26 protein-coding genes are annotated in these 25,104 nt (G+C 64.8%); 9 read left to right on the top strand and 17 right to left on the bottom strand.

What is annotated here, in order from left to right:
- Positions 1–21: 21 nt before the first annotated feature.
- The gene (locus ACP16H_RS00675) at positions 22–927 is read right to left on the bottom strand and encodes an MBL fold metallo-hydrolase (RefSeq protein WP_425070308.1); all 906 of its coding nucleotides are present in this window, start codon (positions 925–927) and stop codon (positions 22–24) included.
- A 64-nt stretch (positions 928–991) separates the two neighbouring features.
- Positions 992–1,846, bottom strand: coding sequence for an aminoglycoside phosphotransferase family protein (locus ACP16H_RS00670; protein WP_425070307.1), 855 nt, complete (start codon positions 1,844–1,846; stop codon positions 992–994).
- Between the two features lie 134 nt (positions 1,847–1,980).
- Here ACP16H_RS00670 and prfB point away from each other — a divergent pair, with 134 nt between their 5' ends.
- Complete coding sequence (gene prfB, locus ACP16H_RS00665) at positions 1,981–3,105, top strand: peptide chain release factor 2 (protein WP_425070776.1); 1,125 nt, start codon at positions 1,981–1,983, stop codon at positions 3,103–3,105.
- Positions 3,106–3,308: 203 nt separating this feature from the next.
- Here the strand turns inward: prfB and ACP16H_RS00660 are convergent, their stop codons facing one another.
- The 6 genes from ACP16H_RS00660 to pqqA all read right to left on the bottom strand — a co-directional run bounded on the left by ACP16H_RS00660 (position 3,309) and on the right by pqqA (position 6,938).
- The gene (locus tag ACP16H_RS00660) at positions 3,309–3,653 is read right to left on the bottom strand and encodes a hypothetical protein (RefSeq protein ID WP_425070306.1); all 345 of its coding nucleotides are present in this window, start codon (positions 3,651–3,653) and stop codon (positions 3,309–3,311) included.
- 113 nt (positions 3,654–3,766) lie between these two features.
- On the bottom strand, positions 3,767–4,885 hold the full coding sequence (gene pqqE, locus ACP16H_RS00655) for a pyrroloquinoline quinone biosynthesis protein PqqE (protein ID WP_425070305.1): 1,119 nt from the start codon (positions 4,883–4,885) through the stop codon (positions 3,767–3,769).
- Positions 4,882–5,160 carry a pyrroloquinoline quinone biosynthesis peptide chaperone PqqD gene (gene pqqD, locus ACP16H_RS00650; protein ID WP_425070304.1) on the bottom strand — a complete coding sequence of 93 codons (279 nt, stop codon included), beginning with the start codon at positions 5,158–5,160 and terminating at the stop codon, positions 4,882–4,884. Before pqqD ends, pqqE begins: the two co-directional genes overlap by 4 nt.
- Positions 5,157–5,921: a pyrroloquinoline-quinone synthase PqqC gene (gene pqqC, locus ACP16H_RS00645; RefSeq protein WP_425070303.1), complete on the bottom strand. Its 765-nt coding sequence runs from the start codon at positions 5,919–5,921 to the stop codon at positions 5,157–5,159. Before pqqC ends, pqqD begins: the two co-directional genes overlap by 4 nt.
- On the bottom strand, positions 5,918–6,814 hold the full coding sequence (pqqB, locus tag ACP16H_RS00640; protein WP_425070302.1) for a pyrroloquinoline quinone biosynthesis protein PqqB: 897 nt from the start codon (positions 6,812–6,814) through the stop codon (positions 5,918–5,920). Before pqqB ends, pqqC begins: the two co-directional genes overlap by 4 nt.
- Positions 6,815–6,839: 25 nt before the next feature.
- The gene (gene pqqA / locus ACP16H_RS00635) at positions 6,840–6,938 is read right to left on the bottom strand and encodes a pyrroloquinoline quinone precursor peptide PqqA (RefSeq protein ID WP_209360798.1); all 99 of its coding nucleotides are present in this window, start codon (positions 6,936–6,938) and stop codon (positions 6,840–6,842) included.
- A 374-nt stretch (positions 6,939–7,312) separates the two neighbouring features.
- Here pqqA and ACP16H_RS00630 point away from each other — a divergent pair, with 374 nt between their 5' ends.
- The gene (locus ACP16H_RS00630; protein WP_425070301.1) at positions 7,313–8,134 is read left to right on the top strand and encodes a DUF2189 domain-containing protein; all 822 of its coding nucleotides are present in this window, start codon (positions 7,313–7,315) and stop codon (positions 8,132–8,134) included.
- Between the two features lie 48 nt (positions 8,135–8,182).
- Here ACP16H_RS00630 and ACP16H_RS00625 read toward each other — a convergent pair whose 3' ends face one another.
- Entirely contained in the window at positions 8,183–9,004 is an 822-nt protein-coding gene (locus ACP16H_RS00625) for a helix-turn-helix domain-containing protein (protein ID WP_425070300.1), read from the bottom strand.
- Between the two features lie 242 nt (positions 9,005–9,246).
- Here ACP16H_RS00625 and ACP16H_RS00620 point away from each other — a divergent pair, with 242 nt between their 5' ends.
- On the top strand, positions 9,247–9,612 hold the full coding sequence (locus ACP16H_RS00620) for a hypothetical protein (protein ID WP_425070299.1): 366 nt from the start codon (positions 9,247–9,249) through the stop codon (positions 9,610–9,612).
- Between the two features lie 278 nt (positions 9,613–9,890).
- On the opposite strand, the gene ilvN is transcribed toward ACP16H_RS00620, so the two are convergent.
- The 3 genes from ilvN to ACP16H_RS00605 all read right to left on the bottom strand — a co-directional run bounded on the left by ilvN (position 9,891) and on the right by ACP16H_RS00605 (position 13,817).
- Positions 9,891–10,451 (bottom strand): acetolactate synthase small subunit, encoded by a 561-nt coding sequence (gene ilvN / locus ACP16H_RS00615; RefSeq protein ID WP_425070298.1) that lies wholly within the window; start codon positions 10,449–10,451, stop codon positions 9,891–9,893.
- 120 nt (positions 10,452–10,571) lie between these two features.
- A complete protein-coding gene (locus tag ACP16H_RS00610; protein ID WP_425070297.1) occupies positions 10,572–11,915 on the bottom strand; it encodes an AcvB/VirJ family lysyl-phosphatidylglycerol hydrolase in 1,344 nt (447 codons plus the stop codon).
- 147 nt (positions 11,916–12,062) lie between these two features.
- Entirely contained in the window at positions 12,063–13,817 is a 1,755-nt protein-coding gene (locus tag ACP16H_RS00605) for an acetolactate synthase 3 large subunit (RefSeq protein WP_425070296.1), read from the bottom strand.
- Between the two features lie 589 nt (positions 13,818–14,406).
- On the opposite strand from ACP16H_RS00605, the gene ACP16H_RS00600 reads away from it, so the two are divergent.
- Positions 14,407–14,616, top strand: coding sequence for a hypothetical protein (locus ACP16H_RS00600; RefSeq protein ID WP_425070295.1), 210 nt, complete (start codon positions 14,407–14,409; stop codon positions 14,614–14,616).
- A gap of 195 nt (positions 14,617–14,811) precedes the next feature.
- On the opposite strand, the gene ACP16H_RS00595 is transcribed toward ACP16H_RS00600, so the two are convergent.
- Positions 14,812–15,450, bottom strand: a complete 639-nt coding sequence (locus ACP16H_RS00595; RefSeq protein WP_425070294.1) for a response regulator transcription factor — start codon at positions 15,448–15,450, stop codon at positions 14,812–14,814.
- Positions 15,447–16,853: a cache domain-containing protein gene (locus ACP16H_RS00590; RefSeq protein ID WP_425070293.1), complete on the bottom strand. Its 1,407-nt coding sequence runs from the start codon at positions 16,851–16,853 to the stop codon at positions 15,447–15,449. The genes ACP16H_RS00595 and ACP16H_RS00590 overlap by 4 nt, the downstream gene beginning before the upstream one ends.
- A gap of 194 nt (positions 16,854–17,047) precedes the next feature.
- On the opposite strand from ACP16H_RS00590, the gene ACP16H_RS00585 reads away from it, so the two are divergent.
- From ACP16H_RS00585 to ACP16H_RS00570, 4 genes are all read left to right on the top strand, one after another.
- Positions 17,048–17,935: a LysR family transcriptional regulator gene (locus ACP16H_RS00585; RefSeq protein WP_425070292.1), complete on the top strand. Its 888-nt coding sequence runs from the start codon at positions 17,048–17,050 to the stop codon at positions 17,933–17,935.
- Positions 17,936–18,111: 176 nt separating this feature from the next.
- The gene (locus tag ACP16H_RS00580) at positions 18,112–19,197 is read left to right on the top strand and encodes a TRAP transporter substrate-binding protein (protein WP_425070291.1); all 1,086 of its coding nucleotides are present in this window, start codon (positions 18,112–18,114) and stop codon (positions 19,195–19,197) included.
- 135 nt (positions 19,198–19,332) lie between these two features.
- Positions 19,333–20,253: a TRAP transporter small permease subunit gene (locus tag ACP16H_RS00575; RefSeq protein WP_425070290.1), complete on the top strand. Its 921-nt coding sequence runs from the start codon at positions 19,333–19,335 to the stop codon at positions 20,251–20,253.
- 14 nt (positions 20,254–20,267) lie between these two features.
- Positions 20,268–22,622 carry a TRAP transporter large permease gene (locus tag ACP16H_RS00570; RefSeq protein ID WP_425070289.1) on the top strand — a complete coding sequence of 785 codons (2,355 nt, stop codon included), beginning with the start codon at positions 20,268–20,270 and terminating at the stop codon, positions 22,620–22,622.
- A 76-nt stretch (positions 22,623–22,698) separates the two neighbouring features.
- Here ACP16H_RS00570 and ACP16H_RS00565 read toward each other — a convergent pair whose 3' ends face one another.
- Positions 22,699–22,980, bottom strand: coding sequence for a hypothetical protein (locus ACP16H_RS00565; protein ID WP_425070288.1), 282 nt, complete (start codon positions 22,978–22,980; stop codon positions 22,699–22,701).
- Between the two features lie 301 nt (positions 22,981–23,281).
- On the opposite strand from ACP16H_RS00565, the gene ACP16H_RS00560 reads away from it, so the two are divergent.
- A complete protein-coding gene (locus tag ACP16H_RS00560; protein ID WP_425070287.1) occupies positions 23,282–23,575 on the top strand; it encodes a hypothetical protein in 294 nt (97 codons plus the stop codon).
- 63 nt (positions 23,576–23,638) lie between these two features.
- Here ACP16H_RS00560 and ACP16H_RS00555 read toward each other — a convergent pair whose 3' ends face one another.
- Entirely contained in the window at positions 23,639–24,451 is an 813-nt protein-coding gene (locus ACP16H_RS00555; RefSeq protein ID WP_425070286.1) for an arginyltransferase, read from the bottom strand.
- A 183-nt stretch (positions 24,452–24,634) separates the two neighbouring features.
- Complete coding sequence (locus ACP16H_RS00550) at positions 24,635–25,078, bottom strand: RDD family protein (RefSeq protein ID WP_425070285.1); 444 nt, start codon at positions 25,076–25,078, stop codon at positions 24,635–24,637.
- Positions 25,079–25,104: the final 26 nt, after the last annotated feature.

Here is a 25,104-nt window from a genome sequence, read left to right as displayed (position 1 = left end):
GACCTACGCCTTCGACCCCGCTCATTCCCATTCCATCTGCTCGTAGGTGGCCTGCGCGTTGCGGCCCGCCATGGCGGCGAACTGGTCGAGGTCGGACCACGCGGATTGGTCGATGGTGGGGGCGGCGATGATGTCGCCGCCCGCGTCGATCAAGGCGCCGATCTGCGTGCGGAGGTTCGCGAGATAGTCGTAGGTGTCCCGCGTGGCGGTGGCGAGGTCGGTGGGCGCGCCGTGGCCGGGGACGACGTGGGTGGGGGTGAGGGCCGCCATGGACTCGAAGGCGGCGATCCAGTCGCGGGTGTTGGAGAAGTCCTGCACGCCGAGCAGCCGTTCGGTGAAGGCAATGTCCCCGGTGAAAACCACGCTTTCAGCGGGGAACCAGACGAAGGCATCGCCGGGCGTATGCGCCGGGCCGGGCGCGGTGATCTGGATGGTGGTGTCGCCGACCGTCAGCGTCAGGTCGCTGTCGAAGGTCACGTCGGCATAGGCGGGGGCGGTGCCTTTGAGCCCTTCGCCGATCAGCTGCGAGAGCTTGGTGAATTGCAGCGACTCGCGCGTTTGCTGGTCTGTGACGGCGGTGGTGGAGGCGTAGACCTGCGCGCCTTGCGCCTGCCAGTAGCCATTGCCCAGCCAGCGGTGATCCTGCCCGCCGGTGTCGATGACATGGGTGACGGGGGCGTCGGTGATCGTGTCGAGGGTCTGGTCGATCATCTGCGCGCCGAGCCACGAGCCGCCGGGATCGACGAGGACGACTCCCTCGGTGGTCAGGATCACGCCGAAGGTGGCGTTGTTGCCGAGGTTCACCGGATCGCGTTGGGTGAGCGGGCCCGTGAGGGCGTAGGTGTGCTCCGTGACCTGCGTGACGGCGAGCGTGTCGGCCTGCGCGGTCAGCGGCAGCGCGGCGAGGATGAGGGCAAGCGGTTTCATGGCGGGGTCCTCCGATGTCGCAGGGAGGAAAGCGCGTCAGGGGCCGCCTTGGCAATGCGACAAATCAAATATGTTGAATATGTGGGTCAGAGAGGAGGAGGGCGAGGAGGTCGGCCTCGGGGTCGGTGGTGACTGTGCCGCGCGTGCGGAGCGCGATGGAATGGGCGCATTTGACGGCGGCCCAAGCGGCAAGGCGGGGCTCCGGGACATCCAGCGCCTTGGCGCATTCGGCGCGCGCGGTGGCGAGGCGCCTTGGCGTGCGGAGCAGCTGCGGAATGCCCCTGGGGTTGCGCAGGGCGTTGGCCAGCTCGAAGGCGGGGTCCCCGAGCAGGCCCTTGGCGTCGAAGGCGCGGGGTCCGTTCGGGGTGAGGATCACGTTGTCATGGTGCAGGTCGCCGTGCAGCGGCACGGGCTGCGGGCTGGTGTCCAGCAAGCTGCGCGCGAGGCTTTGCGCCGTGGTGATGGCCTTGCGCAGGGCAACGGGGCAGTCGGGGGCAAATCCGGTGTCAAAGAGCGGGGCAAGGTAGCTGGCCAGCGGCGTGAGGCCGGGTGTCGCTGCAGGGCGGCTGGCATGTAGCGCGCGGGCGGTTGCGGCCAGAAGGGCGTTGGCGCTGTGGTCCTGGCCCTTGCGGGACAGCTCGCCGAGGGACGGGCCGTCGAGCGGTTCCATCAGCAGGCTGTCGGTGGCGTGGGCGTGGATGCGGACCATGGGCGGCCCCCAAGCGGCCATGAGGGCGGCGGCGGGGGCTTCGTTCCCGGCATGGCCGCGCGGGTAGAGTTTCAGGATCGCGGGGCCGTGCCGAGAGGTGACGCGGTACAGCCGCGCGGCGGGCGTCGTGGCCAGCGGCGTCGGATCGGCGGCGGCGTGGCGGGCGAGCGCCGCCTCCAGCGCGGGACAGGTTTTTGGGGAGCGGGACATGGCGCACTCGGACCGGGACGGGTGCGCGCAGGATGGTCTGCGCGACTGGTGTCGAAAAGGGGGCGGATGCGGACTTGCCCGCATTGTGGCAGCGCGGTATCACGCGGGGCCATTCCTACCCCACGGAGTCCGTCATGCGCGCCGAAGCCCAGAACAACGTCGACAAGATCGAGAAATCGCTCGACCTGTTGAAACAGCGTCTTGGCTGGGAGACGGCGCAGCACCGGCTGGAGGAATTCAACGCCCGCGTCGAGGACCCGAACCTGTGGGACAACCCGGAGGCGGCGCAGAAACTGATGCGCGAGCGGCAGTCGCTGGTCGATGCGATGGACAACTATACCTCGCTCAAGCAGGAGCTGGCGGACAACGTCGAGCTGATCGAACTGGGCGAGATGGAAGAGGACGAAGAGGTCGTGGCAGACGCCGAAAAGGCGCTGAAGGACCTCGTGGCCAAGGCCGCGTCCAAGGAGCTCGAGGCGCTGCTGGACGGCGAGACCGACGGCAACGATGCATTTTTGGAAATCAAGGCGGGCGCCGGTGGCACCGAGGCCTGCGATTGGGCGAACATGCTGGCGCGGATGTATGTCCGCTGGGCGGAGAAGCGCGGTTTCGAGGTCGAGTTGCAGGAAGAACAGGCGGGCGCCGAGGCGGGGATCAAGTCCGCGACCTACCAGATCAAGGGCAAGAACGCCTATGGCTGGCTGAAGTCCGAGAGCGGCACACACCGGCTGGTGCGGATTTCGCCGTTCGGTAAAGGGACGAGGGAGACCTCCTTTGCGGCCGTGGGCGCCTATCCGGTGATCGACGACAATATCGAGGTGGTGGTGAACCCGGCGGATATTCGCATCGACACCTTCCGGTCGTCGGGCGCAGGCGGTCAGCACGTGAACACGACGGATTCTGCCGTGCGGATCACGCACCATCCGACGGGGATCGTGGTGACGAGCTCCGAGAAGTCGCAGCACCAGAACCGCGACATCGCCATGAAGGCACTGAAATCGCGGCTGTACCAGCTGGAACTGGACCGCCGTAACGCCGAGGTGAACGCGCTGCACGAGGCCAAGGGCGATGCGGGCTGGGGCAACCAGATCCGCTCCTACGTGTTGCAGCCCTACCAGATGGTGAAGGACCTGCGCACGCAGTACGAGACGGCGGATACCTCGGGCGTGCTGGATGGCGACCTCGACCCGTTCATGGAGGCGACGCTGGCCTTGCAGGTGTCGGGCAAGAGCCGGGCCGACGCGCGCGGCGAGGACTGACGGCAAAGCGCGACGGCGGACCCTTGAAAAGGGTTCGGGCCGAAGTCTTTTGAAGACTTCGGGGGCGCGGCGAGGGTTTTGTCTGGTTTCGCCTGAGCCGGGGCTCAGGCGACCGGATGGGAGGCTTTGCCCCCCAAACGCCCCAAGGGTATTTGGATCAAGATGAAGGTGGGGGGCGCTTGCCCTTCACCTGTTCTGGCGGGTCAGGCCAGCGAGTCGTAGAAGCCTGCCCAGCCGCGTGGTTCGGGATAGCGTTCGCGGAAGCGGCGGCGCAAGTCGGGGCCGAGCGATTTGTACCAGTCGACGAATGTGCGCAGCACGGCGGTGCCGCGTTTGACCTGCCATGTCAGGCTGTTGCGGTGGGTGTCCGGGCAGATCAGCGAGGGTGGGACGTCGTAGGTGTCGCGGGCCGGGAGGCCCTGCTCCAGTTCTTCGAGGGCGGCGCGCAAAAGCGCGAAGCCGTCCGGGCGCCGCATGAGCGCCTGCACGTCGATGTGGCGAATCCGTCCGTCTTCGCCACGCCGGATGGGGTCGTGGTCGGGTGTCATTGGTCTCTCCTCCAGTACATCCTAGGGTAGAGGGTGAGACCTGGGCGTAAACAAAAACCTAACGCCCGGATGGTCCGGGGTCGGAGAATGATTCAAGCGAGGCGATTGCCCGGTTATTGGGCGGGTTCTGCCACTTTCGGAGGCTGTGGACGATAGACCAGGGGCGCGTCGGCGGCAGCATGTGCGTCGGCGCGGGCTTGCAGGTCTATATGGTGGGGCGACTTCACGCAGACCGGATCGGTGGCGTTCGGGTCGCCCAGAAGCGCCATGGCCTGACAGCGGCAGCCACCGAAGTCCTTCAGCTTGCGCTCGCATGAGTTGCAGGGCTCGGGCATCCACTCCGTGCCACGGTAGGCGTTGAAGGCGGGATCGTCGTACCAGATGTCCCTGAGCGACTGGTCCCGGACATTGGCGAAGGTCAGGTGCGGGATGGTCTGGGCGGCGTGGCAGGGCAGGACTTGCCCGTCGGGGGCGACGTTCAGGCCGGCCTGTCCCCAACCGCCCATACAGCGCTTGGGGTAGTCCTCGTGGTAGTCGGCGGGGACGTAGTCGATGACCAGCCTGCCCTTGAGCGCCTCGCGGGCCTCCAGCACGATGCGCGTCGCCTCGCGGTTCTGTTCGCGGGTGGGCATCAGGGCGTCGCGGTTCTTCAGCGCCCAGCCGTGGAACTGGACGGTGGCGACCTCGATGCGGCGCGCGCCCATCTCCTGCGCGATTTCCAGCGCGCGGGGCAGCTGGTGCAGGTTCTTGCGGTGCAGGACGGCGTTCAGCGTAAGCGGAAAGCCGATCTCCTTGATCCAGCCCGCCACCATCATCTTGCGGTCAAAGCCGCCCTTGTAGCCGCCGATCTCGTCGGCCATCTCGGGCGTGGTGCCTTGCAGGGACAGCTGGATGTGGTCGAGGCCTGCCTCGTCCATCTCGCGCAGGCGCTTCTCCGTCAGGCCGATGCCGGAGGTGATGAGGTTGGTATAAAGCCCGGCGTCGCGGGCGGCCTGAACCAAGTCGGTCAGGTCCCGGCGCGAGGCGGGTTCGCCGCCCGAGAGGTGCAGTTGCAGCACGCCCATGTCAGCGGCCTCGCGGAAGACGCGTGCCCATGTGGCCGTGTCCAGTTCCGCGTCGATGCGGGCCATCTGCGCCGGGTTCGAGCAATAGGGGCAGGAGAGCGGGCAACGGTGCGTCAGCTCCGCCAGCATGGCGATGGGGGGCGGTGCCTTTTTCGGGGTGTCGGTCATTGCGTCAGGTCCAGAAAGCGGCGGTCGGCGAGGGTTTTCAGGAAGGCGGCGGAGTCCTTCGCGATCTGGTCGCGCGGTGCCTGATACTTGTCGGCCAGCGCCTGCGTGATGGCGTCGAAGGAGCGTTCCCCGTCGACTTCCGACAGGATGGCGTGGCCGATCATGTCCAGCGTCACGGTGCGTTCCGGGGCAAGCAGCACCCATGTGTCGCGCACCTTGTCGAAATGCACGCGGACGCCGCGCGGCAGGACGGGGATCGCGCCGCCGTCGATCATGAGGCTTTCGCCAGCAACATGCCTTCGCCCGGTTGCCAGCAGCCGGGGGGGATGCGGCCCTCGACGTAGCCGTTCCAGAGCGCGTCGAGCTGCGCCCAGAGGACATCGGTTTTGAATTCAAGCGCGGCGGCGGCCATGTCCTGCTTTTCGGCGGTGTCGGCGTGGTCCAGCACCCACTTCAGGCCGAAGGCCACGTCCTTGGGGGCCTCGGACAGGCGCTTGCGGAAGTAGCTGAGCGACGAATCGTCCGCGAAGTCATAGTGTTGCAGCAAGCCCTCGATGCGGTTGGCGTGGATCGCCGGGGCAAAGAGTTCGGTGAGCGAGGCGGCAACGGCCTCCAGCAGGGTCTTGTCCCGGACGAAGCGCACGTAGGCGTCGACGGCGAATTTCGTCGCGGGCATGATCCCCACGCGGGACTGGACATAAGCGGGATCGAGGCCGACGGCCTGGGCCAGACGCAGCCAGCGGGCGATGCCGCCCTCGTTTTCCGCCGTGCCGTCGTGATCCTCGATCCGCGAGCGCCAGGCGCGGCGCAGGGCGGGTTCCTCGACGCGGGACATGAAGGCGGCGTCCTTCATGGGGATGGAATGCTGGTAGTAGTAGCGGTTGATGACCCAGGCGCGCACCTCGTCGGGGGTGCAGTCGCCGCCATGCAGGCGGTGATGGAAGGGGTGCTTGTCGTGGTAGCGGTCGGCGCCGATCTGGCGGAGGCGGGCTTCGAACTCTTCGCGCGAGGCGGCGGGTTTGTGGTTCGTGTTCATGGCGTGACCTCCATGCCGTCGGTTACGATGGTCCAGCCCGCGGCCTCGGCGGTGGCGCGCTCGGCGCTGTCGGGGCGCAGGACCGGGTTGGTATTGTTCATGTGTACGAATACTTTACGGGCGATACCTAAACCGTCGAAGGCGTGCAGCGATCCGCTGTCGCCGCTCATGGACATATGGCCCATGCGGGCGCCGGTCTTTTGCCCGAGCCGGTTGGTGATCATCTCGTCATCGGCCCAGAGCGTGCCGTCGAAGAACAGCAGGTCCGCGCCGGTCAGGCGGGTCCGCAGGTCGTCGTTCAGGCAGGCGCAGCCGGGGATGTAATAGACGCGCTTGCCGCCCGCGATCAGCTCGACGCCGACGGTGTTCTCGCCCAGCAATTGCGTCTCGACCGTCTCGCCCTCCATATAGAGCGGCACCTTGCCGGGGACGGCAAAGAGCGTGGCGGAAAGGCCGGGCGCGAGGTTGAAGGGTGCGTCGAGCGCGATGGGCTGGCGGCTGACGACCGAAGCGTTCAGCGCGTCGAAGATCGGGTTGTCGCGCAGGACACCGTGGATGGTTTCGGTCGCAAACAGCTGGAAGGGCTGCATTTCCCGAAGCGTCAGCAGGCCCGCGACATGGTCGATGTCGCCATTCGTCACCAGAACCGAATGCAGCGGCAGGGCGCGCAGGTCGGTCGGGTGCAGGGCCGCGCAGTCCATCAACTGCGCGCGAATGTCTGGGGATGCGTTCAGGATGGCCCAGTGTTCGCCGTCTCCGGTGACGGCCAGCGAGGACTGGGTCTGGGCCGGGATCTCGCCCCGGCGGGCGGCGTTGCAATTGGGGCAACCGCAGTTCCATTGGGGCAGGCCACCACCGGCAGCAGCCCCAAGGATGTGCGTGCGAAACGCCATATCGCTATCCCGCACGCTTAGCTGTTCAGAACAGGACTTCGCGCTCTTCGTCGTGCTCCGGGCCGTACATGTTGATTTCCATGCCGCACTCGATTTCGCGGATTTTCGGGGTGGTCCATGCCATGGGTCTATCCTCCTTTTAGACCGGTTTCCGTGGACTTCAGCATTGCCGAGCGCGGGGCGTCTGGCGACTCTTAATTTCTAAGACGGGCATAGACGATGGTCGCATGGCGTGGGTGGAATGTGTGTGGGTTGGAAGGGATATAAGGGTGAAGTTTGGTGTCTAACATTCTGATAACGAATTGCTTTTTGGCGAAGCCTGCGCGGCGCGACTGCGCTGCAATTGCGCTGTTTTCGCAGCGATTGCACGGCCAATCGGGGGCGCCGGTGCCCGCCGCGATGAAGGTATGCCAGAGATATGCTTTTTAAACGTGTTGATCTGGATCAGAAATATCCGGTTTATTGAATGTCGATGAGGCAGCGCGCGGGAGGACAGGCATGCCGGAGACACCACAGCCGGGCGTGCCCGAGCTGGGACCGGTTTCGGTCGAGATGCTGGGAATGGCGCTAAAGCGTGGCTGGCGCGACCTGAGACGCGCGCCAGGCTATGCGCTGGCCTTTGCCGGGCCCTACGTGCTGGGCGGCTGGCTGATGGCCTGGGTGACCTGGGTCACGGGGCAAAGCTATTGGCTGGTGTTTGCCGCCATCGGCTTTCCGCTGATTGCTCCCTTTGCCGCCGTGGGGTTCTACGACGTCAGTCGGCGGCTGGAGGAAGGCCGCGCGCTGGACTGGATGCAGATCTTCTCGGTCGTGCTGCGGCAGTCGAAACGGCAGTTGCCGTCGATCAGCGCGGTGATCCTCGTGGTCTTCCTGTTCTGGTTTTTCATCGCGCATATGATCTTTGCCCTGTTCCTGGGGCTGTCGACCATGACCAATGTATCGACCTCCTTCGACGTCTACCTCAGCGCCAACGGGCTGATGATGCTGGGGGTTGGTACGGTGGTGGGCGCGGGATTTGCCGTGCTGCTGTTCATGATCACGGTGCTGTCGCTGCCGCTGTTGCTGGACCGCGAGATCGACTTTGTCACTGCCATGATCGCGTCGTTCACCTACGTGCAGCGCGAGCCGCTGCGGATGTTCGGCTGGGCGGCGTTCATCGCGGTGGCGACCTTCGTGGCGATGCTGCCGGGGTTCCTGGGGCTGCTGATCGTGCTGCCGGTGCTGGGGCACGCGACATGGCATCTGTACGACATGCTGGCCTACGGCACGACGCGGGGCACGGTGCCGCCGCCCGAGGCGCTGGCCATGCGCGAGACATGACAAAGGGGGCCATGAGCCCCCTTTGTCGACGGTCGGACGTCGGATGTGTCAGACGAAGTTCTCGCCGACCTTCAGCAGCGTGCGGTGATAGGGCACCAGTTCGTCGGCGGTGCAGAACCCGGCAGAGCGGGCGGCGGGCAGGACGTCCTTCATCCGGGTGCCGAGATGTTCGTAGACCATGCGTTCGACACGGCGCCCGGCGATGTTCTCGCGCACGGTGCGGGTGACGTAGCCGACCCAGAAGTTGTTCTCGAACGTCGGGATGCGGGCGAGGTAGTTGAAGGAGGTCGTGGTGGCCCCCTTGCGGCTGACCAGCGCCGCGAAACCGTCCTCCTGCGGGAAGACCGTGCCACGGAATTCGCGATGGTGCGGGGCTGTCGGCAGGCCCTGCGCCTTCATGGCGTCCTTGGCTTCGAAGCCCTTCAGGAAGGTGCCGCCACGGTTGCGGAAGACATAGATCACGCCGCGCACGAAGGCCTTGTCGTCCATGAAGGACCGTCGGGTGAAACGGTAGAAGCCCGAGGGCAGGTCCTCTTCGGCGACGGGGCGTGTGCTGCCGCCGAGGTAATCCGCCACCGCCGGGTTCAGCAGGGTGCTGGCCTCGGTCGAGGTGACGTTCTCCACCGGTTCCAGCAGGATGCGGGCATCGACACCGAAATAGGTGCAGATGCGATGCAGCACATCCGGGCGGGGGAAGCTCTCTCCGGCGAGGTAGCGGTTGTATTGCGTCCGGTTGATCCCGAGATCGCGGCAAAGTGCAGAGATCGATGCAGCCTGTTGCGACAGCTGACGCAGGTTGGCCCCCAGCATGCTGCGCAATTCTGCGGGGCTGGGACTGCGTTGGCGTGTTTTCGTCGCGTCAGTTGCCATGTATCTTTCCCGTAAAGGTTGATTCTCACCACCGAACCGCGCCTGTTTGGGAGAAGTGATAGCGATATGTGTCACGATCTGTCTCTGGTTGGCGTCACTATTGATGCTTAACAGGATCAAACCTGCCGTTTCACGCTACAAAAATCAAGCCGCCGACGCCGAAAAAAACATGTCCCCTCAACAAGGTTTCCTTCACCTTGATTGTGCAACCAACAGCGGAGCGTCAGGCGATGCGGGATCAAATGCTAGGTGTAGTTCTCTGGGCGAACGCGCGGGCGACAACGGCGCTGATCTGGTGTGAGGATCATGGCGATCTGGCCTTGTACGAGGATGACAGCGTGTCGGCCCATTCCGGCGAGGGGCTGGACGCGGGCGACCTGATCGAGTTCGAGGTGGCGCCGGACCCCGGTGCGCGGATGCGCAGGGCGGCGAATTTGCGCTGCGTCGACAAGGGCTTTGCCCCCGGGTTGGCGGAGGAACTGCGCGGGTCGATGGCGGCGGAGATGAAGGGGCAGGCGCCGGTCTCGCTGCGGCCCCGGATGCGCCCGGCACCGCAGGAGCGCGGCAGCAACGTGGTGCAATTCCCCGGCATCCTCGCCTGCGCCTGACACGGTTTACCACTCACGGCACGGCCCTTCGCCTTGATTGGCGGAGGGTTTTTCGTGTGTCGGGGGCTGGACGGGTGATTTCGCCCCGGCTGCGCCGGGACGACCCGCGCGCGCCTGCGGCGCGCGCACCGGGGGCGGCTTTGCCTCCCCCGGACCCCCTCCAAGGTATTTTCAAACCAAAGAAGCAGGGGCTGCCGGGTGGCGTGTAATGGGCGGGCATGAAAAAGCCCCTCGGCCGTGCGGCGAAGGGGCTGACTTTTTTCCGGCGTGGACGCGGGTTACGCGCCGCGGGCGAGGGCGGCGACGCCGGTGCGGGCGACCTCGGCGAGGCCTAGCGGGCGCATGAGGTCGGCAAAGGCGTCGATCTTGTCCGGGGTGCCGGTCAGTTGGAAAACAAAGCTTTCGAGCGTGGAATCGACCACCTGTGCGCGGAAGATGTCCGCGAGGCGCAGCGCCTCGACGCGCTTTTCGCCAGCGCCCTGAACCTTGAAGAGGGCCAGTTCGCGTTCCACAGAGGCGCCTTCGACGGTGAGGTCGTGCACGTCGCGGACCGAGACGATGCGGCCTAGCTGCGCCTTGATCTGTTCGATGACCTGCGGCGTGCCCGAGGTGACGATGGTGATGCGTGACAGGTGGCCCTGATGGTCGACCTCGGCCACGGTGAGGCTGTCGATGTTGTAGCCGCGCCCCGAGAACAGGCCGATGACGCGGGCCAGCACGCCGGGCTCGTTTTCCACCAGGACCGCGATGGTGTGGACCTCGGTCACGTCCGAGAAATTCGGGCGGAGGTTATAGGCGGAGTGCTTCGACGAGCCTTTCTTGATCTTCAGAGCGGACATGCGCGCGACCTTCTATCGGGGTGTTTCCTGCCTGTGCAGGGCGGTGGCCCCGATATCTAGAAGGTTTTGGTGGGCTTTACCAGACGCGGCGCGGTCGTTTTGCGCCGTTTGGCGGTCATTTTATTGCGTTTTGGGCCGCGTTGGCATCGTGGAAGTTGCGCGCCCAAAGCCCATCGCGCCCATGAGCGTAGCGACGATGGCGGCGTGGTCATTGCCAAGGTGATGGCCGCCGTCGAAGGCGGTGGCGGCGAGGTGGGGCGTGAGCGTTTGCGCGGGCGGGCAGGCGCTTTGGCTTTCGCGGGTGCCATGCAGGCAGGCGATCGTCAGATCGGGGTTGGCCTGCGCAAGGCGGGCGATGGCCGGAGCGACCTCCGCCGCGCCGGTGCTGCGTCCCAGCCAGCCGCCTGCCTTGATCTCGAACCCGGTCTGGGCCTCGGGGGCGATCAGGCCGACGCCGCCCAGGCGGGCGCGCAGATCGTCGGGCAGGTCAGCGGCGGCGAAGGGCAGGGTATTGGCGCCAAGGGAAAAGCCCAGCAGCAGCAGGCGTTTGCGACCCAGTGCCGGGGCGTGCAGCCGGTCGATGCGGGCGAGGTCGGCGGCGATGACCTCGGGCGATTTTTCCGACCAGAGGTAGCGCAGTGTCGAGATGCCGACCACGGGAATGCCGCGGGCGGCGAGCAGGGTCGAGACCTCCTCGTCGAAGCGCGCCCAGCCGCCGTCGCCGGAGAGGAAGATGGCGTAGGTGTCGGTCTGCGGTGCCTGCGGGTCGATGTGGAGGGTCAGCGGCAGGTCGGACAGCTCGGCAAAGGCGGTGCCGGTGGTCACGTCGAAGGAGGAGTCGGTGCCGGCGATGCGCAGGTAGCTGTCGACGAAGGCGTCGGTCGGGTCCTCGGTGGCCGCGACCATGCGGGTGCCGGGCAGCGCGGAGGCGGGCGAGGTTTGGCCCGGTTGTTGGTTGGTGGCGGCGATGTCGTACCAGCGCAACGGGGCCTTGGACCCGAGCGTCACGCCGGGGCAGAGCGGCGGCGTGGTGCCAAAGCCCTCGGTCAGCAGTCCCTTGAACCGCGCGGGCGCGGCGCTGGCAAGGCTGAGGGCAAGATCGGCGGTGTCGGGCAGGGCGGTGAGCATGGGCGCACGGGGGAGCGCGCCGCGTTGGTCCTGTAGGCGGCGCACGGTGTCCGCCAGCGGCGCGGCGACCTGCGCGCAGCCCCCATTCAGCGCGATCAGTCCCGGCCCATCGATGCCGATCACCATGGTGTGTACGCGCAAGAGCCGGTCCGCGCGCGCCTGATGCGCCTCGGTCCAGCCGTCCGGTCCGGTGATGAGGAGCGCGGTGGAGCGCGCCTCCATCCCCTCGGGCATGAGGGCGCGCAGGATGCCCGGCGGCAGCGGGTCCAGCGCGCGCGCGGGCAGCGCGGCGGACAGCGTCAGGAGCAGAAGGGAGAGGAGGCGGAGCAGGGACACGGCGGACACTCGAAGCGGCTGAAAGGGGTTTAGCCGAGGGTGTCTGAACAGAGGGTAAAGCCGCGCCGAGTCGGGTGGATTTCTACGCAGGGCATGAAAAAGCCCGGGCGATGGACGCGCCCGGGCTGATGTGTCTGTGGGAAGGGGTCAGACGAGGACCGCGCCGTCCCCTGCGATGGCGTTGGTCGCCTGCACGTCGCCCAGCAGCATCTTGTTGTGCGGGCTGCCCGAGGGGATCATCGGGAAGCAGTTCTCGTGCTTCTCGACAAGGCAATCAAAGACCACGGGGCCGTCGTAGCGGATCATCTCCATTATCGCGTCGTCGAGGTCCGCCGGGTCCTTGCACTGGATTCCCTTGGCGCCGAAGGCCTCGGCCAGCTTGACGAAGTCCGGCAGCGATTCCGACCAGGACGACGAATAACGCTCGCCGTGCAGCAGCTGCTGCCACTGGCGCACCATGCCGAGGCGCTCGTTGTTGAGGATGAACTGCTTCACCGGGGTGCGGAACTGCATGGCGGTGCCCAGCTCCTGCATGTTCATCAGCCACGAGGCCTCGCCCGCGACGTTGATGACCAGCGCCTCGGGGTGGGCCATCTGGACGCCGATGGAGGCCGGGAAGCCATAGCCCATGGTGCCCAGACCACCGGAGGTCATCCAGCGGTTCGGATCCTCGAAGCCGAGGAACTGCGCGGCCCACATCTGGTGCTGGCCGACCTCGGTTGTGATGTAGCGGTCCATGCCCTTGGTCAGCGCCTCGAGGCGTTGCAGGGCGTACTGCGGCTTGATCGTGGTTTCGGAGCCCTTGTAGGAGAGGCAGTTGACCTTCTTCCATTCCTCGATCTGGCGCCACCACTTTGCCAGCGCATCCTTGTTGGTCTTGCGGCCACGGGATTTCCAGAGCGCCAGCACGTCCTCGAGCACATGGGCGATGTCGCCGACGATCGGGATGTCGGCCTTCACCACCTTGTTGATCGACGAGGGGTCGATGTCGACGTGGGCCTTGCGCGAGTCGGGGCTGAACGCGTCCAGGCGGCCGGTGATGCGGTCGTCGAAGCGCGCGCCGAGGTTGATCATCAGGTCGCAGCCATGCATCGCGAGGTTGGCCTCGTAGAGACCGTGCATCCCGAGCATCCCGAGCCACGCCTTTCCGCTCGCCGGGTAGGCGCCGAGACCCATCAGGGTCGAGGTGATCGGGAAGCCGGTGGCCTCGACCAGTTCACGCAGCAGCTGGCTCGCCGCCGGACCGGAGTTGATGACGCCGCCGCCGGTGTAGAACACGGGCTTCTTCGCGGTTTCGATCGCCTCCACCAGATCGGTGATCATCTCCATGTCGCCCTTCACCTGCGGCTGGTAGTGGCGCGTGGAAACGGCGGGCTTCGGCTGGTAGGTGCCGGAAGCGAACTGCACGTCCTTCGGAATGTCGATCAACACCGGGCCGGGGCGGCCTGCGGTGGCGACGTGGAACGCCTCGTGGATGGTCTTGGAGAGCTGTTCGGTCTCCTTCACCAGCCAGTTGTGTTTCGTGCAGGGGCGGGTGATGCCGACGGTGTCCGCCTCCTGGAAGGCGTCCGAGCCGATCATGAAGGTCGGCACCTGGCCCGTGAGGACCACCAGCGGGATCGAGTCCATCAGTGCGTCCGTCAGGCCCGTCACGGCGTTGGTCGCGCCGGGGCCGGAGGTCACGAGAACGACACCGGGCTTGCCGGTCGAGCGGGCATAGCCCTCTGCCATGTGCACCGCGCCCTGTTCGTGACGCACGAGCACGTGCTGGATGTCGTTTTGCTGAAAGATCTCGTCATAGATCGGTAGCACAGCGCCGCCGGGGTAGCCGAATACGACTTCCACGCCCTGATCCTTGAGGGCCTGGACCACCATTTTCGCTCCGGTCATCTGACGTGTCATAACTGTCTCCGATCTTGACACTGTGGGCGGCGGACCGCCCGTTCTCTTGCCTTTTCAGTGGCGCATAAAAAAGCCCCCGGTCGGGTGACGGGGGCGCATGGGATCCTGTTCAGGGAAACCGTTACCGGCCCATGCGCTTTTCCTCTACGACGACGACTAGGATGTTCATCCTGTGGCTCCTTGATGCGCGGGCGACCTTAGGGCCGGTGCGGCGGGGCGTCAACATGCGAAAGCGTCCAAAACCGCGGTTTGGAGAGATTAATTTTCCATTTATTGCGTGGCGAGGGGGTGATGGGGCAATTTTCGTCGGCGGGATCACGCTAATGTAAAGGTGCCGTAGCGGCAGGATTCTGCGCAGAATGTCTGTGCGAAAATGCGGCGGGGTTTTGGGTTTTGGACGGGTGTTAGCGAAAATACGCTACATTACAGGGGTTTGCGTGCCGTTACGGCAAGCACGCTGGGGTTGGCGTGCCGGTTTTGCAACATTCCCGCTCAAATATGTGAATTGATCGCGGAAAGCGTTTGGGTGAGGCTGTAGGGAGACGGCGGTCAGGCCCGCCGTTCCAGAGGTCCCCAGGAGGGCGCAGGTATGACACACAATATCTTTTACCGCGATTTCACGCTCTGCAAGGCGGCAGCGCTTGTGGGTTTGATCGGCGCGGCGCTGATGTTGGGCGGTGTTCCCAAGGCCGACCCTGACGTCGCGGGCGCATTGGCATCTTCCGAGCGGGTGATGCCGGTGGTCTGGCGTGTTCTCCAGTCCGACTGTGACCAGACACAGACGGGCGTCAGCCTCTGACCTTCAGATACCCAAGGCACAGACCTCGGCGGCTCCTTCGGGAGCCGCTTTTTTGTGGAGGGTATGCGTGGTTTTCGGGGGCGGAGCGGGGGCGCTGCCCCCCGTCCTTCGGACGTCCCCCGAGGGTATTTGGATCAAGATGAAGACAGGCGGGTGCAGCCAGAGGCGGGGCCTGCGTGCGGGTGAGGGGGGTTCTCAAAGGTTGGCGCCGGTGCCTTGCAGCACGCCATGTTCCAGCGCGTAGCGGGTGAGACCGGCTGTGGTGGCGATGCCGAGCTTGCGCTTGATGTTTTTGCGGTGGGTTTCGACGGTGCGCACGGAGATGTCGAGCGTCTGTGCCACTTCCTTGTTGGACTTGCCCTGCGCCAGTTGCAGCAGGATCGTCTGTTCGCGGGTGGTCAGCGGGTCTCGGCCACCGGTGTTGATCGGTTCCAGCGCCCCTTCGGCCCCGGTGCAGAGGTAGCGCTCGCCGCGCATCACGGCGTCGATGGCCTGCTTGATCTCGTCCGTGGGCACGTCCTTCAGGACGTAGCCGCGCGCGCCGTGGCTGAGAGCGGTGGAGACGTATTCCGGCGTGTCATGCATGGACAGCACGAGGATGCGCGTATTGGGGGCGCGTTCGAGGATCATTTCCGTGGCGGACAGGCCGCCGAGGCCGGGCATGTTCAGGTCCATCAGGATGACGTCCGGGGCCAGTTCGTCCAGCCGGTCGATCATGGCCTGACCGTCGCAAAGCGTGGCGGCGACCGTTATATCGTCATAGCTTTCGAGGATGGCCTCGATGCCCTCGGCGACGAGGGGGTGATCGTCCACGATGACGACGCGGGTTGTCATGCCGGATGCCTCGCTTGTCTGGGGCTGCCTTCCTCCGGGGGGAGGAGGTGGGTGAGGGGGACTTGTGCCTCTATCACGGTTCCGGTGCGGGAGGAAAGCACCCGGAAGGTGCCGCCGAGCTGGTCCATGCGTTCCTGCATGTTCCGCAGGCCGATGCCCTTGCCGGGGCGGTTCTGGTCCGGGATGCCCTGGCCGTTGTCGGTGATGCGCAGGGTGGCCCCGGCGCGGTGGCCGCGCAGGTCGAGGCTGACCCGCGTGGCGCCGGAGTGGCGTTCCACATTGGTCAGCGCCTCCTGCGCGATGCGGTAGAGGGCGATCTTGGCATCCTGATCGAGGCGGTTGCGGAAGACCACGGTTTCAAAGCGCGTGTCGATGCCGGTGCGGGTGCGGAAGTCGTCGGTGAGCGACTTGATCGCCGGGCCGAGGCCGAGATCGTCCAGTACGCCGGGGCGCAGGTCGCGCGAGATGCGGCGGACCTCGGTGATGGCCTTGCCGAGGTTGTCGGCGCCTTTTTCCAACGTGTCCTGCGCGCGCGGATCGCCGTTGGCGAGGCGGCGGCGGGCGATGTCGAGGGCGTATTTCACGCCGACGAGGATCTGGGAGATGCCGTCGTGCAACTCGCGGGCGACGCGGCCGCGCTCTTCTTCCTGTGCGTCGAGCACGCGCTGGGTCAGTTCCTTCAGCTTGGCATCGGCAAGGCGGCGTTCACGGATGTTGATGAACAGGCCGGAGAGGAAGACCAGCAGCAGCGCCGAGAGGGTGATCGCGCCGATCCAGAGGAAGGTGCGCTGGACGCGGGCCTCGACCTCGGCCCGTGCCGTGGCCACGGTGTCGAGCACGTCGTCGATGAAGACCCCGGTGCCCACCGCCCACCGCCACGAGGGGAAGGAGGTGACGTAGGTTATCATGCGCGCCTCCTCGCCGGTGGAGGGTTTCGGCCAGAGGTGTTCCACGTACCCCGCCCCCTGACGCGCGGTGAAGATGAATTCCTGCACGACCCGGGTGCCTTCGCTGTCGGCAAGGTCCCACTGGTTGGTGTTGATGAGGTCGGTCTGGCGGGGCGAGACGAGGTTCTGGCCGTCGTAGTCGTAGACGAAGAAGAAGCCTTCGTCGCCGTAGATCATGGCGGCGAGGATCTGCATGACCTGCTGCTTGGCGGCCTCGTCGTCGGGCGCGGCGGAGCCGTAGATGAAGTAGAAGCCGTTGCGCGCCTGCGTGACGTAGTTTTGCAGCTCGCGCTTTTTTGCTTCGATCAGCTGGGTTTCGAGGCCGCGAATCTCGCGGTCCGCCAGGGTGCGGGCCTGCACGGCGACCAGGGCCGCAATCGCCGTCACCGCGAGAATCAGCGGCAGCGAGGCGAGCAGGAACAGCTTTTGGCCGTAAGAGATGCGAAGGCGCGGCATGAGGGGAGCAAAGCAGAGCGGCGCGTGGCGGGAAAGCGGAAAGCAGCGACGGAGCGGCGTTGTCGCTGCGTAAAAAGGCTGTTTCCGGCCGGGAACTCTCGCCTGCGTTAATTTGTTGTTAACGTGGTTGCAGAAAAACTGTTATCAGAGGCCTATACGAAAGAGATCGGCTGTTTCTCTAAAAGGTAGTTTTAGTGTCCACTCTTGACCACTTGCCGTTGAATTCGCTTCGCGCCGTAGAGGCGGCGGGGCGCAACGGCAGTTTCCGTGCCGCCGCGGAGGAACTGGGCGTGACCCAGGGGGCCGTGGCGCAACAGGTGCGCGGACTCGAGGAGAGATTGGGCGTCGAGTTGTTCGAACGTCATCCGAGGGGCGTGCGCCTGACGGAAACCGGACAACGGATGCATGACAGGCTGCAGACAGCCTTTCGACAGATGGAGGATGCATTGGCAAACCTGCGCGACCACGAGGAGCCGGTGCGGCTCGCCATGCCCGGGGATCTGACGGCGGGATGGCTGGAGCCCCGGCTCGACAGCCTGATAAAGGCGCATCCCGGTTTGTTGATCGAGGTCATCGTTCCCGGCGAAGGGGCGGCGGACCTGATGATGAGTGCGGGCGAACCCCCGGCGGGGATGATGGCGATCAGTTCCGGGCTGTTCCTGTCCGAGATCGTTGCCGTGGCGAAACCTGGCGTTCTGCGCGAGGGGCGCGGCTTTGCCGGGGTCCATCTGCTGCATGATACGCGCGACCTGTGGCCCAGCTTCATCGAGGAAGTCATGGGGCTGGAGCGTCCGGCGCGGCTGGGCGGTCTGCAACTGGGCGATCCCGAGGCGGCGCTGGCGGCGGCGCTGGCGGGGCAGGGCGTGGCGCTGGCGGAACGCCGTGCGGTGGCCCGGGCCCTGTCCGAGGGCCGGCTGGAGCGCGTCGATCCCGGCAGCCTGCGCAGCGGTCGGGCCTACCGGTTGAGCGGCGCGGTCAGGAAGCTAACGGAGCCCTCGGTGCGCAAGGTGGTGGACTGGATCGTGCAGCAGGCGGCGATTGATTCTGGTCGATCGCACGCCAAGATTGAAGTTGGCGCATGATCGGCGCCGTGCATTGCTGCGTTGCGGCAAAAATTGGTCAAAAAAACTTTCCAACTCCGTAGCAGTGGGTATTCCCATGCGTGGAATCGGGTCCTAGGGTGCCTCTACTTTCAAGAGGACCGCGACGGGTGGGGAGCCCTGCGCGGTTACACATATAGGATCTGGGAGGATTCCAAATGGATCGTCGTTCTTTCCTGCGCGCCTCGACGGTGGGCGCGGGCGCTGCTGCTGCATCCACGCTGGCGGCACCTGTCTACGCACAGGGCAAGCGTACCCTGACCATGGTCACCTCGTGGCCGCGCGGTTTTGCCGTTCTTGACGACGCGGCCAGCTACCTCGAAAAGTTCGTGGGCGAGCTGTCGGATGGCAACCTGACCATCGAGAAGAAGGCACCGGGCGAACTGGTCGGCGCGTTCGAAGTGTTCGACGCCGTGTCCTCGGGCCAGGCGGACATGTACCACGCTGCCGACTATTACTTCATCGGTCAGCATCCGGGTTATGCCTATTTCACCGCCGTGCCCTTTGGCGGCACCGCGCAGGAAATGGTGAACTGGTACTACCACGGCGGCGGTCAGGAACTGCACGACGAGCTGGGCGCGATCTTCAACCTGAAGGGCCTGATGGCGGGCAACTCCGGTTCGCAGTCCGGCGGCTGGTTCCGCAACGAGATCAACTCGGCTGACGACTTCAACGGCCTGAAATTCCGCATGCCGGGCCTCGGTGGCCAGGTGCTGGGCAAGCTCGGCGCATCGGTGCAGAACATCCCCGGCGGCGAACTCTATCAGGCGCTGTCCTCGGGCGCGCTGGACGGTCTCGAGTGGGTCGGCCCGATGGCGGACGAGCGCGCGGGCTTCCAGGAAGTTGCCAAGATCTACTACACCGCAGGCTTCCACGAGCCGGGTTCGGCCCTGTCGGCCAACGTCAACCTCGACGTCTGGAACGACCTGACGCCGCAGCAGCAGGCGATCCTGAACTACGCTTCGATGGCGACCACGCACTACCAGCTGGCTGAAACGCTGGCCAACAACGGTGCGGCGCTGGCGCGTCTGCAGGCGCAGGGCGTCAAGACGCTGCAGTTCTCGGACGACGTCTGGGATGCCTTCGGCGCCGCGTCGAAGGAAGTCATGGACGAGAACATGAACGACGAGCTGTTCGCAAAGATCCGCAATTCGTTCGAAGAGTCTCTGGCGACCTCCGCGTCCTGGATCAACAAGTCGGACGGCTTCTACGTCCAGCAGCGCGTGCGCGTGCTGGGTCAGTAAATCCTGACAGATCATGCGGGGTCCCTTCGGGGGCTCCGTTTCACTTTGGGGGCCGGGGATGCGGATGCGTCTCCGGGCCGTCGGCTGTCAGGCGGGGGCAACGCACCCGTGACAGCCCGATAGACGGGGAGCATCATGGAAGACACCGCGGCAGGCGGCGGGCTCTTTGCAGGGATCTGGTGGGTCCTTCAGAACTTCGCCATGGCATTCTACAACCTGGGATACGCGATCACGCATCCCGCAAGCTGGCTGGACTGGTCCAACAAGGAATCGGTCATGCGGTTCGTCTACTACGGCGGATCGGTCGAATTATTCTTTGTCGCCTTCACCTTCTTCCTGGTGATCTTTGCGGTGGGCGTGTGGAAGCGTGAATTCCTCTGGAAAGTGGTGATCGGGCTGGAGTTCATGCACAACTCCATCGGCCGCTTCTTTGCCTGGGCAGGCCTTCTGATGGTGCTGCAACAGGTCGTCATCGTCTTCATCCAGCGCATCTTTGCCCGGCCCGACATCGTCATCGGTTTCGGCATCCCGGTGGGCTTCGATGTCAGCTGGTGGGGCGAGGAGCTGAAGCTGTACAACGCGATGGTGGTGGCGCTGTGCCTGACCTACACCTTCGTGCAGGGCGGCCACGTGCGTGTCGACCTGGTCTATTCGGCCATTTCCTTCCGCGCCAAGCGCATGATCGACATGATCGGGTCGATGATCTTCATGATCCCGATGGCGGTTCTGATCTGGCTCTACACCTGGTTCTTCCTGTGGCGCGGGCTGATCGTGCCGAACCCGTCGGCCTCGAACCGGCTGGAGCAGCTGGTGGCCAAGGCGCGCATCATGAAATGGAACGTCGAGACCATCGGGCCGAGCCCGAACGGCTTCAACGCCTACTTCCTGTTCAAGGTGCTGATGGTGGTGATGATCGGTCTGATCTTCATCCAGGCCTGGACCTTCTTCTACCGTTCCTACCTGGAATGGGTCGAAGGCCCCGAGTCCGAAGGCAAATATGCAGACAATGACGTGCTCGAAGCGGGTGAAGAACCCTACGACCACGCGGAATTCTGAGGGGGCAGACTAACATGCTTTTCGGATTGGACGGCATCGAGATCGGCCTGATCATCGTCTTCCTGACGTTGTTCTCGGCGATCCTGTCGGGTTTCCCGGTGGCCTTTGCCATCGGCGGCGCGGGGGTGATCTCCTTCGGCGTGATCGCCGCGCTGGACAGTGCGGGCCTGCTGATACACCAGGCCATCGACACCGGGTCGGCGGAATACGCGGCCCTGCTGGCGCAGGGGGTGCCTGAAAAGGCCATCAGCGTCTTCCGCTACCCTGAATTGCCGCGCGAGGCCCATGCGCTGTTCGAGAACGGCTGGGCGACGGCGATGGACCGCAACGTGTCCTTCATCGTGAACCGCATCAACGAACGCGTCATCGCGGGCCAGTCGATCGAGACGCTGCTGGCGGTTCTGATGTTCGTGCTGATGGGGATCGTGCTGGAGCGGTCCAAGATCGCCAACGACCTGCTGACCACCATGGCGCGCGTCTTTGGCCCGCTGCCGGGCGGTCTGGCCGTGTCCATCGTGGTGGTGGGCGCGTTCCTCGCGGCCTCGACCGGCATCGTCGGCGCGACCGTGGTGACCATGGGCCTGCTTGCGCTGCCCACAATGCTGCGCAACAACTACTCGCCGGAACTGGCGACGGGCGTGATCGCGGCCTCGGGCACGCTGGGGCAGATCATTCCGCCCTCGATCGTGATCGTTCTGCTGGGCACGCTGGCTGGGGACCTCTACTCGACCGCGCAGGACGAACGCGCGCTTCTGGCGGGCTGCAGCGATGCGCTGACCTACCTCGGCAAGCCGGCGGTGGTCTCGGTCGGGACGCTGTTCCAGGCGGCGCTGCTGCCGGGCATCCTGCTGGCGGTTCTCTATGGTGTCTATGCCTTTGGCTACGCCATGCTGAACCCGTCCAAGGCGCCTGCGGTGGCCATGGGTGACGCCAACGGCGAACCGGTGACGCGCGGCGAGGCCTATACCTGGTATCTGGGCGTGCCGCTTGCGCTGATCGTCGGGGCCATGGTGCTGACGCAGGTCAACATCGTCGGCTCGCAGTCGGTGCGTGTGGACAGTTTCTCGGACCAGGGGGCGGCGGCGTCGCTGCGCACCAACGTGTCCGAGCAGTGCAAGGCCTCTATGATCGAACTGCACGGCCAGTCCGCATGGGACACCGCCGTCGAGGAACAGAAGGCCATTGATGCTTCGGGCGGTGTGCAGGAAAGCCATCGTCTGACGCCGGAAGAGATCGACGCCCTGCGGGTCGAGAAGGTTGCCAATGCCGCGCCTCTGGGCACCGGTCTGGTGATCCTCGCGGTGATGTTCGGCCTGATCCTGTCGGTGGCGCGGGGCGTGTCGCCCTCGTCCAGCCCGCGTCCCCTGCAGATCGGTGCCATCGGCATCCTGCTGGGGCTGCTGGCCGACTGGCTGCTGCTGGGACCGCTTTCGTCCTCGTCCATGACGGTCATCGTGATGCTGATCCCCTGGGCGCTGACGATCTACGGCGTGATCTATGCCTTCAAGCTGCTGTCGAAGAACGAACTGCTGCGCGTGGTCTTCCCGCCGCTGGTTCTGATCGTGGCGGTGCTGGGGTCGATCCTTGGCGGTATCACCAATCCGACGCCCGCAGCGGCGCTGGGGGCGGCCGGTGCCATCATGCTGGCGGCCTATCGCAAGCTGTCCGAGCAGGGCAACAGCCCCAAGATCATCATCTGGTCGACACTGGCGACCATCCTGATGATCCTCATGGGGGTGAATTTCGACCTGCGGATCAACACCGAAAGCGTTTCGGTCGAAAGCTGGATCGCCTTCGTCTTTACCTATGCGCTGTGGCTGTACGCCTTGTTCGGCCTGTTCTTCAGCTGCTGGGTGCTGTTCAAGGCGGGCGTCCTGACCCCGGCGGTGCGCGAGACGGCCAAGGTGACGAGCATGGTGTTCACCATCCTGATCGCTTCGCAGTTGCTGAACCTGGTGGTGATCTCCTTCGGGGGTGAAGAGTACATCCAGGACTTCCTGCGCAGCTTCGACGATGTGCGGACGGTGTTCATCATCGTGATGCTGGTGCTGTTCGTGCTGGGCTTCGTGCTCGACTTCCTCGAGATCGTCTACATCGTCGTGCCCATCGTCGGCCCGGTGATCTACGGCGCGCATTTCGACCCGAAGTGGGTGACCATCATGATCGCGGTCAACCTTCAGACCTCGTTCCTGACACCGCCGTTTGGGTTTGCGCTGTTCTATCTGCGCGGCGTCGCCCCGAAGGAGGTCACCACGGGCCACATCTACCGTGGCGTGATCCCCTTCGTCATCATCCAGGTGCTGGGCCTGCTGTTGCTGGCAGCCTTCCCGGGGATCGTGACCATCGTGCCGAACCTGCTGGGCGGCTGACGCCCGGCACATTAAGTGACAAACGAAAAGGGCGCGTCTGCCGGACGCGCCCTTTTTCAGTTGTCCCGCCGATGGATCAGGCGTGGTTTGCTGTTCCCTCCAGCGGAAGATTGGCGGCCAGCGTGCTGGCAATCTTGCGCAGCAACAGGTCATCCAGCGTTTCAAGATGGGCCGTCATCTGTTGCGACAACTCAAAGGTATTGGCGGTGTCGGTGTCGTCCGGAAGATGCATGACGCTGTCCGTGATATGCGCGAGCAGGGGAATGACCACCGTTCGCGCAAATCTGATGCGGTCTTTTGGTTGCATACGGCTGGCGCTGAGGACCATGCGTTCAAAGAGCTGTTCGCTGGATTTCATCGTAGACGTCTCTTGTGGGTGTTGTTGGATTTCATGGGTTGTTGATACATCAAAGAGTGGCCCATAGTTCCCTCCACAAGGTTAATGCTTGGTTACCTCGGCGGCGGGCGAGACGGTGAATTCTTTTTTTGCGACAGTAATTTGGGGTGACGTAGCGGAAGGTATCTTTGCTTCCCGGGGCGTGGCAATTGCCTTACTTTTGCCCACGGTTTTTCGTTTCCCTACCGTAAACAACGGGCAAGCTCAGACACATCCGGGCGAAGATTCGGAAACTTTGGTTTGAGCGAGAAGGCAGAATGCCATGCATGGAAGCCGTATTCAGGCGCTGACGCGTCAGCACAAGAACTTTGAAATTCCGCAACCCGGTGCCGCGCGCCGGATGGCCCGGCGTGCCAGTCTGACGGGCCCGGTACACCGTATGTCGTCGGCCTGGCAGGACTGTCGGTTGATGGATTGCGATGACCCGGCGGCGGCGCTGCTTGCGCCCGCGACGCAGTTCTATTGTCGCATCCGGCGCACGGTGCGCGCCGGGGTGTTCCTTGCGGGGAGCATTTCGATGACCCCGGTCCTGCCGATGCTGTTCGGGCTGGCCTGAGTACTGGCCTGAGAACTGGCCCGAGAACCGGTCTGAACGGGGCGATAAAACGGTGCGCGTAACCTAGCCGCGCGTGTCCGGGATCGAGATATTGGCGACCTGTTCCGCAATCGGGGCGGTGGACAGCGGATGCATGTCCGCCTCGAAGGCCTGCGGATCGTCCAGCCGCTGCCAATGGCCGCGATGGTAGATCTCCATCCCCGAGAATTGCGCCTTGTAGCCCATCTTGTCCGACCCGGGCACCCAATAGCCCAAGTAGACGTAGGGCATGCCCGTCTCCTGCGCGAGGTGGATGTGATCGAGGATCATCCATGTCCCGAGCGAGTTCTTCTGTTGCTCGGGGTCGTAGAAGGAATAGACCATCGACAAGCCGTCATCGAACATGTCGGTGAGGCAGGTGGCGATCAGCGCGCCGCCGTCGCGGTCGAGATATTCGATCACCCGCGAGCGGATCGGGGTTTCCTCGATCATCGCGGCGAATTCGAAGACATCCATATCCGCCATGCCGCCATCGGCGTGCCGGGAGTCGAGGTAACGGCGGAAGAGGTCGTATTGTTCTTCGGTGGCCCAGGGGCTGGTGGCGCGGCGCTCGAGGTGGGCGTTCTTCTTCCAGGCGCGCTTTTGCGAGCGCGTCATCTGGAACCGGCTGACGTCGATGCGCGCGGACATGCAGGCGGAGCAATCGGCGCAGGACGGGCGATACAGCACGTTCTGCGAGCGGCGAAACCCTTGCTTTGAGAGGGAGTCGTTCAGCTTTTGCGCATTGTCGCCCTGAAGCGCCGTGAACAGCTTTCGTTCCATCCGCCCGTCAAGGTACGGGCAGGGCTGCGGCGCGGTCACATAGAACTGAGGTGCGAGCGGCAACGAATGGCGCATGATGAAGGCTTACCCGGGGCTGTTTAACAAAACGGTAACAACGATGACGACATCCGCCAACCCCCCCAATTATGGGGAGGCCCCCGATAAGGGGCCTTTCTATACATAGGGTTAAGATTTCCGTCGGCGGAGGCTTGCCTCTACGTCAAATGCCTCCGACCTACGGGCGATTCTTTTTGCGGCTTACGCGCGCCGGTTGAGCATTACCGTGCCAAGCGCCATGTCGGTCAGACCGCGGCCACGTTCGTCCACAAACATCAGCACGACGGACACGAACTGGATCAGGATGGTCGACATCGAGATCGTGTAGCCCAGCACATGCAGGAAGGCGAGGCCGGGGTTCAGGCGCTGGCCGTAGGCGTCGCGCAGTTCGATCGCCATGAGGCGCATCCCCCAGGTGGCGGAGCCGCCGGAAATGGTGATCCAGCGATAGGCAAAGCCCACCATGAGGAAGATCAGCGGGATCACGAAGAGCCCGACGATGGTCACGGTGGCGATGATCGCGGTGACCAGAGCGATCAGCACGGTATCGGCCAGCCAGGCCACGCCGCGCTTGATGGTGACGCCGTCGTAGAACCCGGCTTGCCGCTCGGGGTCGGGCAGGTGGGTTGTCGGCTCGTAGAACATTGGGGTCCCTCGGTGTTGGTGCAGGA

Source organism: Sagittula sp. S175 (assembly GCF_049800975.1).
Classification (GTDB): Bacteria; Pseudomonadota; Alphaproteobacteria; order Rhodobacterales; family Rhodobacteraceae; genus Sagittula.
Note: the sequence above shows the minus strand (reverse complement) of the source record. Positions and strands in the feature narration are given on the sequence as shown.